The sequence below is a fragment of the Labilibaculum sp. genome (assembly GCF_041595635.1).
Taxonomy (GTDB): Bacteria; Bacteroidota; Bacteroidia; order Bacteroidales; family Marinifilaceae; genus Labilibaculum.
This window is the reverse complement of the sequence record NZ_JBFHJW010000089.1, coordinates 1-11,878: the sequence shown is the minus strand read 5'-3', so window position 1 is coordinate 11,878 and position 11,878 is coordinate 1. Positions and strand designations below refer to the sequence as shown.

At 38.6% G+C, this 11,878-nt stretch carries 9 protein-coding genes and 1 pseudogene; 2 read left to right on the top strand and 8 right to left on the bottom strand.

Features of this window, described 5'->3' with window-relative positions:
- The coding region (locus ABYT26_RS16555; RefSeq protein WP_372755938.1) for a serine hydrolase domain-containing protein at positions 1-1,021 on the bottom strand (1,021 nt) is incomplete at its 3' end.
- Positions 1,022-1,107: 86 nt separating this feature from the next.
- On the opposite strand from ABYT26_RS16555, the gene ABYT26_RS16550 reads away from it, so the two are divergent.
- Entirely contained in the window at positions 1,108-1,287 is a 180-nt protein-coding gene (locus tag ABYT26_RS16550) for a hypothetical protein (RefSeq protein WP_372755936.1), read from the top strand.
- A 182-nt stretch (positions 1,288-1,469) separates the two neighbouring features.
- On the opposite strand, the gene ABYT26_RS16545 is transcribed toward ABYT26_RS16550, so the two are convergent.
- The 7 genes from ABYT26_RS16545 to ABYT26_RS16515 all read right to left on the bottom strand — a co-directional run bounded on the left by ABYT26_RS16545 (position 1,470) and on the right by ABYT26_RS16515 (position 11,218).
- The gene (locus ABYT26_RS16545; protein ID WP_372755933.1) at positions 1,470-3,632 is read right to left on the bottom strand and encodes a beta-glucosidase; all 2,163 of its coding nucleotides are present in this window, start codon (positions 3,630-3,632) and stop codon (positions 1,470-1,472) included.
- A 161-nt stretch (positions 3,633-3,793) separates the two neighbouring features.
- Entirely contained in the window at positions 3,794-5,122 is a 1,329-nt protein-coding gene (locus ABYT26_RS16540) for a hypothetical protein (RefSeq protein WP_372755931.1), read from the bottom strand.
- A gap of 87 nt (positions 5,123-5,209) precedes the next feature.
- Complete coding sequence (locus ABYT26_RS16535) at positions 5,210-5,416, bottom strand: hypothetical protein (RefSeq protein WP_372755929.1); 207 nt, start codon at positions 5,414-5,416, stop codon at positions 5,210-5,212.
- 754 nt (positions 5,417-6,170) lie between these two features.
- Positions 6,171-7,058, bottom strand: a complete 888-nt coding sequence (locus tag ABYT26_RS16530; protein ID WP_372755927.1) for a carbohydrate kinase — start codon at positions 7,056-7,058, stop codon at positions 6,171-6,173.
- A gap of 2 nt (positions 7,059-7,060) precedes the next feature.
- Complete coding sequence (locus tag ABYT26_RS16525; protein WP_372755925.1) at positions 7,061-8,551, bottom strand: mannitol dehydrogenase family protein; 1,491 nt, start codon at positions 8,549-8,551, stop codon at positions 7,061-7,063.
- A 96-nt stretch (positions 8,552-8,647) separates the two neighbouring features.
- Positions 8,648-10,360, bottom strand: coding sequence for a cytosine permease (locus ABYT26_RS16520; RefSeq protein ID WP_372755923.1), 1,713 nt, complete (start codon positions 10,358-10,360; stop codon positions 8,648-8,650).
- Between the two features lie 24 nt (positions 10,361-10,384).
- Positions 10,385-11,218, bottom strand: coding sequence for a hypothetical protein (locus ABYT26_RS16515; RefSeq protein ID WP_372755921.1), 834 nt, complete (start codon positions 11,216-11,218; stop codon positions 10,385-10,387).
- 355 nt (positions 11,219-11,573) lie between these two features.
- Between ABYT26_RS16515 and ABYT26_RS16510 the strand changes: the two are divergent.
- Positions 11,574-11,878: pseudogene (locus tag ABYT26_RS16510) on the top strand (NUDIX hydrolase); the annotation flags it as partial.

Genomic DNA, 11,878 nt, shown 5'->3' with positions numbered 1-11,878 from the left:
TTTTCTTTCTAATGATTTTTACAATTCGGTTTATTGTAATTTCCGATAAGTTCCATTCATAACCATTAAAATCTGTGGTATTGATGAATTGAACCACAATCGCGTCTATATCTTTGTGGTATTCTGCAAGACTTTGATAGCCAACTACCAAACCTCCATGATTGTATTCATAAGGATAGATTTCCTTTTCTCCCTCGTCAAATACCGAAGCATCGTTTAAGGCTCGCAAAAATATACCCACATCTTCTGCTGTAGCCAGCATCCCATATTCACGAGCTTTAAAATCCTCCTCGTAGCCAACATAATATCCACTCATGACATCCTCTAAATCGACTTCAGTAATCGAAAAAAAGGTATTTTTCAGCTCTAGAGGAATCAATATTTTCTCTTTGATATACTGATTGTGGCTATAGCCTAAAACATCATCCATAATCCTGCGAAGCAATAAATAATTCGTGTTTGAATATTCATATCCTCCATTAGGTTTAAAACTAGCAGGTAGGTCGAGGGCAAAATCCAGGGCATTTTCGCCATTTTTCTGTTCGTTTTCCCAATAGGCTGGATTATCTGTGAAATTTGGAATACCAGAACGGTGCTGAATCATCATCCTCAAGGTAATTTCTTCAGCATTTTCAATTCTACCTATCAGTTCTGGAAGATAATCAGCGAGTGTTTTATCAAAAGACAAACGCTTTTCTTTGACCAATTTCGTAGCTGCTACAGCGGTATATAACTTGCTAATACTTGCAATTTTAAACAATGAGTTTGGGTCTGCTGGTATTTTATTTTCTCTGTCTTTCCAGCCACCTGTGTAATATTCTGGTGATTTTCCTGCCTGGTCCACATAAACAATCATGCCGTCAAAACCATGTCCAATTGCTTCATCTACTTGTTCCTGAATAGTATCAGGTAGAGGTAAAATCCAGGCTTTAACTAAAATCCATGGTACAAAAAACATGGAAATTGCCGTTCCAACGAACAAAATGATTCTGATTATTAAGGTCTTTTTTTTCTTGGTCATAATATACTTGATCGACAGTTTTTTCAATACAACTTTTACTAAGGAGTCTTAAATTTAAGCAATAAATTCACTAAACTGTAGTAATAATGTCTGTTCTTGCTGCTGCGGAGCCCATTCTCATGTCTGCAATGTCTATTTTGGTCTGCGATGCTCAATTGTTGATTTCAACTTCCCGATTGTTCTTTTTGTATGCTATTCTTCAGAAGCACAAAAAAAGGGGAGGCCGAAGCTTCCCCTTTATTGATACTATCCCCTTAGGGGAATAAATAATTTTCATCATCTTCTCCTGATCTCATCGTGAGTAATCACGACTGCTAGTCGTGATTTTCTATTCTCCATTAAATTCTTAGTGTAAACAGGAAGGTGATGTGAGAGGCATGGTGACGGTCAATAGACCGCCACCTGTCTACTCGATTGTCTACTCGATTGTGTATTCGGTTTTTTGATGTTATTTGTTACTTACTTCAAGTTTAGCACTTGCTAAAATATGATTTGAAGCGGTACCCACAAGGATTTCAAACTGACCTGCTTCTACTTTCCAATCTTCGGTAGCTGCATCCCAAAATGCAAAATCTCTATCGGTCAAAGTAAAATAAACGGTCTGCTTATCTCCGGCAGCGATACTCACCTTTTTAAAATCTTTCAGCTCTTTTAAAGGACGTTCCACCGATGATTCAACATCGCGAACATAGACCTGAACAATTTCTTTACCATCAACAGCTCCAGTGTTAGCTACATCGATTTTTAAGTTGAGTTTTTCTCCTGCTTTAATCGATTCTTTTTCTAACTGCAAGTTGCTGTATTCGTAGTTGGTATACGACAAGCCAAAACCAAAAGCGTAAAGTGGCTCAATAGCTTTGTGTTCATACCAGCGGTAACCCACAAATACGCCTTCGTCGTAGTTCACATCCGTTATTGGGTCAATAATTCTATGATCTTCGTCCCAACCGGTATACAATTCTTTTCCTTCTGGTAGGTAGCCATATCCTGGGGAATCTTCGAATTTTTTCTCAATGGTAATAGGCAGTTTGGCCGATGGATTTGTAATGCCGGCAACTATCTCAGCAAAACCTTTAAAGCCAATCTGACCAGGATACCAGCTGTAAAGCAGCCCGGCAATATCATCGTTCCACTCGCTCATATTCGTACCACTTCCGGAGCTAACCGATACAATGGTGTTTTTATTTAAGGAAGCGATGTGTTGAATTTGCGAATTAATTACTTCGGGGAAATCAAATGATTTATCCCATCCTTCAGAATCAAATGTTCCTGTGCTGTAAATTACATGAGTGAATGTTTTTAGGTCTTCGTCAGTTGGGTTTTCAATATAGGTTACTTTATCGCCATAAATCTCCTTAAGAGCTGCCAGCATGGTCACATGATCGTATCCAACTACCTCGGCAGCACCTCCCCCGTGGGGAATTTTATCGGCATATTCGCCAGTCAATAAGATCGAGATTTCACCGGTTTTATCAATAGGTAAAACATTCTCATTTTTAAGCAATACAACACTTTCTCTTCCGGTTTGCAAGGCTACTCCTACGTGTTGGTCGAAGTTCTCGAAATAGGTAGAATCTTTGATCGGACGCTCAAGCAATCCCATGGCAATTTCTGTTGTAAGGATATTGGTAACCATCCTGTTGATATCTTCTTCTTGTACTTTCCCTTCTTCGAGAAGCGATTTAGCAGAGTAACGTAAAAAGAATTCATCTTTCTTCATATAATCAGGATATTCAGCTCTTGGTTCGCCAGGCATATCGAGGTCTAGTCCCGATTTTATTACTTTTTCGGCATCGTATACCGACCACCAGTCACTCATGACGATCCATTTGAAACCTAAATCCTCACGTAGAAGACCAGTTATAACATCCTTGCTTTGTCCGGCATGCTCACCATTTACTAAATTATAGGAGGTCATCACGGCCATAGCACCTGCATCAACACCGGCTTCGAAGGCGGGTAAATAAATTTCATGCAGAGTTCTTTTATCGACTACAGAATTTGATGTTCTTCTCTTGTAGTCGGTATTATTGGCTACAAAGTGTTTTAAGGTAGCCATTGTACCTGTGCTTTGCATTCCTACCACATAGTTTTCTATCATTCGGGCAGCCAGGTATGGGTCTTCTCCAAAGTATTCAAAGTTTCTACCGTTTTGCGAGATACGATAGATGTTCATGCCAGGTCCGAGCAGTACTGCAATTTCACCAGCTCTACACTCTTCACCAATCGATTTTGCATACTCACCTGCCAGGTCCTTATTCCAGGTACTTGCCAAAGCAATTGGGCTTGGGAATGCAACCGATTTTTCCAGCTGATCGTCGAGATGTGAACGTATATTCACTCCCTGGGTGGCATCTGAGAGATACATGGCTGGGACATTAAACTTTTCAAATCCTTTTGTGAAAAATACATTGTGACCACCTATCATTGATATCTTTTCGTCAATGGTCATCTGGTCCAGAATTTTTACTGCTTGCTCTTTTGCATCATCATATGCAATAGGCGGTTGAAAAGCTTCAAACATCGTATCTGTTTTAAATTCCCGGGGATTGGGTGTGCTACATGCACTGATAAGAATTACTGCTAAAAATAAAGGAATAAATTTCTTCATAATCTACAATTAACTTAGGGTTAGTAATTAATGATTTTCAATATATCAAAAAATCCGGGAACATAGAATATGCTATGATGTACTATTGATCAACGGCCAATGTTCCCGTAATTTAAACTGATTTGCATCACTTTTAGAATGATACCTATTCTTGTGAGGGCTTACTTTCGACTGATTTCTTTAGCCCAATCACCTCTGTAAATTAATTTTTGGTCGTGAATTTTAAAGGTGAATTTACCATACCTGACAGATATTCCTGCTGATGCATTTACAAACCAGCAATTATCAGGAATCGGAAAGGAATTTTCAGAAGTAATAACTTTTTTATCCATTTGCTCCTGAATTGGAACCGATACCTGTGGACCAACGTCCCATCCAAGATGCGTATTGTAGCTAACGATTAAATCGCTAATCAATTTAAAATTTTCATTGGTTTCTATTTTCGTTTTAATGCTTCCAACTTTAGCCTCGTTTAAATCTTTTTCAGGTGTTACTTCTATGCTTAGCTTGGGCAGTTCAATAGCAGTTTTAGAAGCCAGAATTATAATCGATTCGTTTTTCACAAGCTTATCTTCGCCATCAAAAAACTCAAAAGCCAGTTCCATTGCTTCCAGGCCAACCGGATTAATTGTTAATTGATCTGCAAAATAACCTTCTTTTGTTATGTTTTTAGAATAGATAATTTTATCACGCGATTTAATAACTACTTTTTTAATGCTTTGATCATTATATAACTCAATAGGTATAGTTGTATTGCTGTGTACTGTTTTATTTTTAGGACTTATAATAAGCGCTTTCATATAGTCGCGCATTGCAAACCAAACCGGACGAGGAGAGCCATATTTGTCGTTTACATCTTCATAGCCCCAGAAGCCAAACCATTCTTCTGGTTGATCTACATTATGAATGTTTTTTTCGCCACCTTTCCACCAGCCATCAGCATAGTAAAAGGGACACATGCCAACAGCACCAGCATCTATAAGGTCTCGATAATTCGAGATGAGCCCATCGCTTTGTTCTTTTAAGCTTCGGGAACCAAAACTTCCAAAACCTCCTTTGGGTGATACTGAATGTCCAAACTCAGTAATTATAAACGGTTTGTCTAATCCATTTAAGGTATTTAATCCTTTAACATAGTCTCTAAGTCCCATGCTTGCTGTTTGGCCTTCGTTGTAACCATAACAATTGTAAGCGTATACATCATACATACTTTCATCCATATAATCGCTAATCATCGCATTTGCAGAAAGTGTTACCGGTATATTTGGATGTTTTTTATGAATCATATCTACCATCATTTTCATTAAATTTTTAAATGCCCTGGCAGAAACCTTATGAATATGATCTGTTTGAGGTTCGTTAATAACCAAATAGGTAATGATGCAATCATATTTTGGTGAATATTTCAAAATATTCTCCAGCTGTGTTTTATAATGATTTATGAATTTAGGATCTCCATAGTCTTTTGCTGGATTAACATCTAAACCCATAATGAGTTTAAGGCCAGATTCCTGTACAAGTTTCAGTTGAGCTTCGGAAAACTGACTCCAGGTTCGTATCGCATTATAACCTCCTTTTTAAATGTTTTCAAGATCATATTTCATTAATTCAAGATGGTCTTTTTTCTCATCCTCATAAGGATGTTGTCCTGGACGAGCACCAATTTCGTAACCGATTGCTTTAATAAAAAACCTTTCTCCATTCAGGAAATACCAGTTGTCTTTTAGTTCAACTTTGGTTTTAATTTGTCTTGAAGTAGACGTTTCTGATAGGGAACATCCCATAATCAGTAGAAAAAGAATGGATGCTAAAGCTAAATTTTTTTTTCATCTATTTTTTTTGGGGGATTACACATAGTAGCAGTTTGTCTAAAATTGATCAGACTGCTCAATTAAGCCCTAAATATAGTGGTTTTAAGCAGGCACAAAAAATGAAAACACTTTGAATTTGAAGTGGAATTGCGGATTATTTTTAATGAGTGGAACCACTAGCCATCTTTTCTGTTAACAGTTTCTGTGACCCGAAGGCTTAGGTCTTGAAAGGAGTTTTTTGGAGTATTTCATAAGTGCGTAGATTACCAGTTTATTGGTTGAATCGGTATCCGGGGTAAAGACGGCAGGAACTATACCTGGGCTTATTTAGGGAACAGAAAAATCTATGCATAAAGTAGTTGGATTTGAAAATTTAAATCTACAAAACAATAATTCCCAAACAAAGCAATTCGATATTTTACAGTGCAATTCGTCAGAGAAAGAAAGTTGCAACACGAAAAAAAGAACTCATCTACATGGGTTGAGGGATAAAAGCCAGAGGAGGTTGCAATTTATGGCGGAACTCTATTGATACATCATCATTTTTGGATTAGGAATGCCCGATTGTACTGTTACAGAGTTCATTTTTGATCCACAGAGCTCATTCTGATCTATTCCCCAAAGGCAGAACGGATTCTATTTCCGATGCTAGTCCTTGGAGATTTCTACTTGGTACATAAAAAGGGGAGACCAAAGCCTCCCCAATTCAATTAAAGTGTGTAGTTTTTTACTTTGTTTGTTGAATTATATTTTCAATTTCCTGGGCTGAAATATCCCCATTTGCACCACTTTTAGAGGCCACAATAGCACCCACGGCACAAGCATAAGTAATTGCTTCCTGTGCACCTGCTTCCTGTAAAAGTTTACTGATCAGGGTTGCCAGAAAGGAATCGCCAGCCCCAACGGTATCGGCAACTTTTACTCTGAAACCTTTGCTGTACACAAACTCATTATTGCTAAATAGTACAGCGCCATCGCCACCGAGGGTAACGCAAACTTGTTTTGTATTGGTTTTGTTTGCGATGAACTCGATGCACTTTTCCAGCTTTTCATCCTGGAATTCCATGCTGGCACAAATTTCAAAAATCTCGTCGTCGTTAAACTTGATAAAATCGGCCACTTCCATTAGTTTCGATATGCTTTCCTGGGTGTAATGAGGGGCACGAAGATTCACATCGAAGACTTTAAATTTCGCCTTTTCAAGTAGGGAAAATAGCGTTTCGCGTGAGCTTTTGCTTCTCGCAATCAGGCTACCGTAAATAAAAGCATCCGAGGCTTTCACAATTTCAATGTCTTGATCTAGCAGCTGAATATCATCCCAGGCACAAGGCATTTCTATTTCGTAGGAGGCTGAACCGCTTTCATCTAACTTCACTAACACTTTGCTGGTAGAAAAGTTTTTGCTTGTTTGAATGTGCTCCACACTTGCGGAGTAGCTTTTTATTTCATCGATAATTTCATTGCCAATGGCATCCTTACCAATGCTGCTGATTACGCAGGCTTTGTGCCCAAACGATTGGGCTCTTAGGGCCACATTCAGGGGCGCGCCGCCCAGCTTTTTACCAGTTGGAAACATGTCCCACAATACCTCACCGTAGCATACAATCTGTTTCATGATTAGGCTAATTTTGAGTTCATTTCTTTCACACAATCTTTTACTTTTTTGCTTCTTAACATTTTAAGAGAAGCCAGGAAAGCATCAGCAAAAGCTTTATTGTCAACCATATCTCCAAAAATCGGTTCAATTTCTAAAAATCGGATTGGTGTTTGGTGTGATAGGGCGGCTGCACGAATTAGTTCATTGCTCATGGCATCATCAATGGCGTAGCTGTTGCCATTTTCATCCGTTCCATCGTTGTATTTGCACCAGGCGGCAACAACAAAAGCGGCTCTTGCAATATTACCATCACCTGCTAGCTGTGCTTTAATGGTAGGAAGTAAAAAGATTGGAATTTTAGCGGAGCTTTCCAGACAGATTCTTGGTATAATATCCTTAATGTACACATTTTGGAAACGTTTAATCAGGCTTGCTTTGTACTGATCCAAATCAATATCGCCTAAATCGCCCAGGATAGGAGTGACCTCTTCGTCCATGAATGCCTTTAGAAATACCGAAAAATCTTCGTCGTGAGCTGCTTCATCGATGGTTTTGTAGCCATGCAATGCACCCAGCATTCCCAGTACCGAGTGACCGGCATTTAGCAGACGCAACTTCATATTTTCGAAGGGAACAACATTGGTAACGAATTGAGCTCCTACTTTTTCCCATTCAGGTCGTCCTGCAGCAAACTTATCTTCTACCACCCATTGTATGAAAGGCTCACAAACCACTGGCCACTGATCATTCACCTGAAATTCTTCTTGTAAATTTTCGATGTCGCTAGCAACTGTTACGGGTGTAATTCGGTCGACCATAGCGTTGGGAAAGGATACGTTTTCTTTGATCCAGGCAAGCAATTCAGGCTCGGCTTTTTCTACATAGTTTAGTAGTGCTTTTTTGGCTACATCGCCATTGCCCTGAATGTTGTCGCACGATTGAATGGTGCAGCCCGCAAGACCTCGTTGTTTTCTTAGTTTCATGGCTTGTGCTAAATATCCGAATACGGTTTTAGGCGACATCGGATTCTTCATGTCTTCTACAATTACCGGGTTGCTAAAATCGAATTCACCAGTTGCTTCATTCAAATTGTAACCTCCTTCGGTAATGGTTAGCGATATAATTTTAATATCAGGATGTGCCATTTTTTCAATCACAGCAATTGGATTCTCAGGAGCGAAGATGTACTCTACGATCGAGCCGATGACTTTAGCGCTTCGTGTACCATCCAAATTCTTAATGACAAGGGTATAAAGTCCGTCCTGATCTTTTAGGATGTTGTAAATTTTACGGTCGAAATCCAGTAGGCCAACTCCGCAAATTCCACAATCTAAAATACCATATCGCTCCATTAATTCGTTAGTGTAAAAGGCTTCGTGTGAGCGGTGAAAGTTCCCTACGCCAATGTGAACAATGCTTGTTTTTACCTTATCTCTGTCGTAAGATGGAGTTTGTACATTAGAAGGCATTGCTCCTAAATTTTCTTGATTTAATGCTATAGCTGTTTTCATTTTATTTTTTTTATTTGCATAGTACTCAGCTTGTCGCAGATTGTATTGATTCTTTTGAATGGCTAATGCTATGCTGATAATACCTGTATTTTTGTTCTATTTTATTAATGCTTTTTTTCGACGAAGGCTCCAGTAGGCAAATACAAAATAGCCGATGGTGCAGTAAAATGCATATTTGTGAAAGAAGTCTTTGTTGATGTTGTAGCTCTCCAAATCGGCGCTTCCAAACATCGTATTCAGTGCCAAACCAGTAATAATAAGTAAACATATTATTGACAGGCTGTTTAGTATTTTCGAGAATAAAGAATGGTCTTTGTATTGTACTTTTTCATCTTTTGCTTTTTCTTCTTGATAGATTTTTATATCCGCTTGAAGTTTCTTTTCTTCTTTGATTTCTTCTGAATAATCTTCTTTAGCACCATTCATTTTGGCAAGTATGGTGTATAAAATTACTGTAAAGAACCAGGTGGGAATAAAAAGATAGTAGAAAGACATTGCATTTATTGCATTCAATCCAAAACCAAGTATTAAACCGGCACCCCAGGCAAGAACCGCAGGTTTGCTTGTTACTAATTTTTTATAGTAAGCCCAATATCTGGTTAAGCCAATTTTTGGGAAAATGAAATGTTCAGCAAATACAATTGCACCAACAGGAACAACCAGTAGGCCTGCATAGGTAAGCATGGGAAGAACTTTTGAAAACACAAACGGAAAGCAAGCAATTATTACCGTAAAAATACCTACAACTAATGTGGTTTTTCTTCTCGAATGATTCTTGAAAATGGCCTGAGCGGCTAATCCGGCACGGTATAGGTTTGCGTTGGCAGTGGTCCATCCAGCAATAATCACAATCACAAAACCAGAAGCTCCCAAGGCGTAGTAGGCAACATCTCCCGGATCTAAGGATACAACCGGTTGGTTAAGCAATACTCCTGCTCCAGCTCCCATAATTCCCGCCGCAATCCAGGCAATATAGTGTCCGAAAAGCATTCCAAAACTTGAATAAACACCGTAAGTTGCTTTTTTTGCATAACGAAGAATAGCCATATCAATAAGTCCAACGTGGGTAATGGTGTTGGCAGCCCACGCAAAGCCAATCACTTCAAGTAATCCGATTCCGGCTTCCCCGTCGTTGGTAACTCCCTTCCAAATGGATAGGTCGCCAATGTGAATAAATTCGCTCCAGCTTGAAATGCTAGTTGATCCGATAACCGAATAGGCCAGGGCAGGAAGAAGGGCTAAGGCTCCAGCAACGAAAAGGGTGAAGAGCCAGGGCGCACATATGCTCGAGAAATCGGCAACGGTACTAAAACCATAAATGGCCACAAATACAACAACAATTCCAACGGCAATCACAATAAGGATAAACCAAACATTGGTGGAATACCAGTTGAGCTGGGCGGGTATGTTAAAGAGAAATCGTACTGCCGAGGATGATACGGTGATCATGGCAGCTGAAATAACGGTGAATATAATTGCATTGGCCCAATTGTATAATTTGGTCATGGAATCTCCTGCAATCTTATTCAAATAGGTGTACAAACTCAATCGGGTTTGAACTGCGATAGGAGCGGTCATAAAGGTCCAGCTAAGTACGGCCAGAATGTTACCAATAAGAAGACCGAATAAAATATCGCTTGTGCTTGCTCCTAGTGAAACAAAGGTGGCACCAATTACAAATTCAGTTGCGGCAACATGTTCTCCAGCGTATAATCCCGCAAAATGTTTTCCTCCGTGAAGTTTGTTTTTTGCTACTGGTAATTGCTCTTCATCAAGATGGGCGAAGTTTCGCGTCGAGTCATTTTTCATGATTTATATCGTTTGAATTGTTTGTTAAAAGAGTGTGATTGCTAATTGTAATGCTCCAACTTTTGTTTCTGGATTCCAAAGGGCTGTGCCACTTACTGGGAATTTGGTGGAGAAAATATCCAGATTGTGACTAAGGCTAAGTCCGAGATTTACAAAATTGGCCTTGTCGCTGTAAAAAGTTTTATCGGTGGTGAAAGAAAATGCTCCGCCAGCAAAGGCTTTCAGCTCGCCTTTCGTATCCTTAAAAATCGGATAGGATACTTCCACGTAGTTCGAGTAGGAATTGGTAACCGATCCGTCACTTTCTGTTTCGTAATCGCCTCCCTGTCCGAATAGTATGGCCGACCAGTAAATGCTTAAAGGAAGATCTTCAGAGATTGTATATCCTAAAGCAATATCAAGGAAATTAGGTGAAGTGTATTTGTCGTAACTGAAAATATCTGGATCTTCCTCGTTGCTATAGTTGTTGTGGCTGATCAATTCAGCGTAAAAATTGGATGAGAACTGGTATTTCGCAAAGTAGGAAAACTCTTTATAGTCTCCACTAAAGCTGGTGCCACCCCATAATCCCAAAATAAATTTTTGGTCAAGAGAAGAGTATTCGAGGCTACTTGCTAACATGGCTCCCGAGGTAACGACTGAACCATGCCAAAGGTGCATGTTCTTTAAATCCATATGAATGTCAAATCGGTCTGCGAGCGATCTTTCTTCCTGAGCCTGCAGGTTTGTATTCTGGAATAGAAATCCGAATAAAAGGAGTGTAAAGGATAATCTGATACTGTTTAAACGTATTTTCTGTAGTTTTTTAAAAACCTTGTCCAATTTTAAATGTCTACTTTCTGTAAATGGAGTATTCATCTCGCTTTTGGTTTTAATTAATGATTTAAAAACTATAAAACGTACTTAATACGTTTGCGCTGTAAATGTATCTAAAAAAAAGGATAACTTCCAAATAAATTTAAAAATAAATCGTTTGCAATTTTATTATAGCACTAGTAATCAGTGTTATAATAATATTTAAAATATCGAAAAAATAGTTCATTCTGAAGGCTTTTGATGGTTTTTTTGTCATTGGTGTGATATTTTTACGTGAAATATACGTTTATGTATGTTTTGCACATAAGTAGGGAATGATTGGGAATTGAAAAATGAGATTCCTATATTTGTTTTGGGAAACACTAAAAATAAAACGTGAAATTAACGTTTATTAATTATGGATTTTAGAAAAATTTCGAACATATCGGTCGACTGTGTTATTTTTGGTTTCGATAATGCGAACATTAACATTTTGTTGTCCAAGCGGAAATTGGAAATGCACGATTCGAAATATCCCGATATTGACGATTGGGTTTTGACTGGCGATCATGTTTTTAAAAGTGAACGTTTGGATGAATCGGCGACAAGAATTTTTAAGGAGCTGACAGGATTAGATGATGTTTATAAGAAGCAGTTTCGTACGTTTGGAAATCCGGAGCGAATAAAAAATGAGAAAGATTCTCTGTGGTTGAAAAGTTCGGG

Bases quoted from the DNA above. Each gene is read 5' to 3' on its own strand.
- ABYT26_RS16550 (WP_372755936.1), top strand. From the start codon at position 1,108: ATGTCTGTTCTTGCTGCTGCGGAGCCCATTCTCATGTCTGCAATGTCT.
- ABYT26_RS16545 (WP_372755933.1), bottom strand. From the start codon at position 3,632: ATGAAGAAATTTATTCCTTTATTTTTAGCAGTAATTCTTATCAGTGCA.
- ABYT26_RS16540 (WP_372755931.1), bottom strand. From the start codon at position 5,122: ATGGGTTTAGATGTTAATCCAGCAAAAGACTATGGAGATCCTAAATTC.
- ABYT26_RS16535 (WP_372755929.1), bottom strand. From the start codon at position 5,416: ATGGGATGTTCCCTATCAGAAACGTCTACTTCAAGACAAATTAAAACC.
- ABYT26_RS16530 (WP_372755927.1), bottom strand. From the start codon at position 7,058: ATGAAACAGATTGTATGCTACGGTGAGGTATTGTGGGACATGTTTCCA.
- ABYT26_RS16525 (WP_372755925.1), bottom strand. From the start codon at position 8,551: ATGAAAACAGCTATAGCATTAAATCAAGAAAATTTAGGAGCAATGCCT.
- ABYT26_RS16520 (WP_372755923.1), bottom strand. From the start codon at position 10,360: ATGAAAAATGACTCGACGCGAAACTTCGCCCATCTTGATGAAGAGCAA.
- ABYT26_RS16515 (WP_372755921.1), bottom strand. From the start codon at position 11,218: ATGAATACTCCATTTACAGAAAGTAGACATTTAAAATTGGACAAGGTT.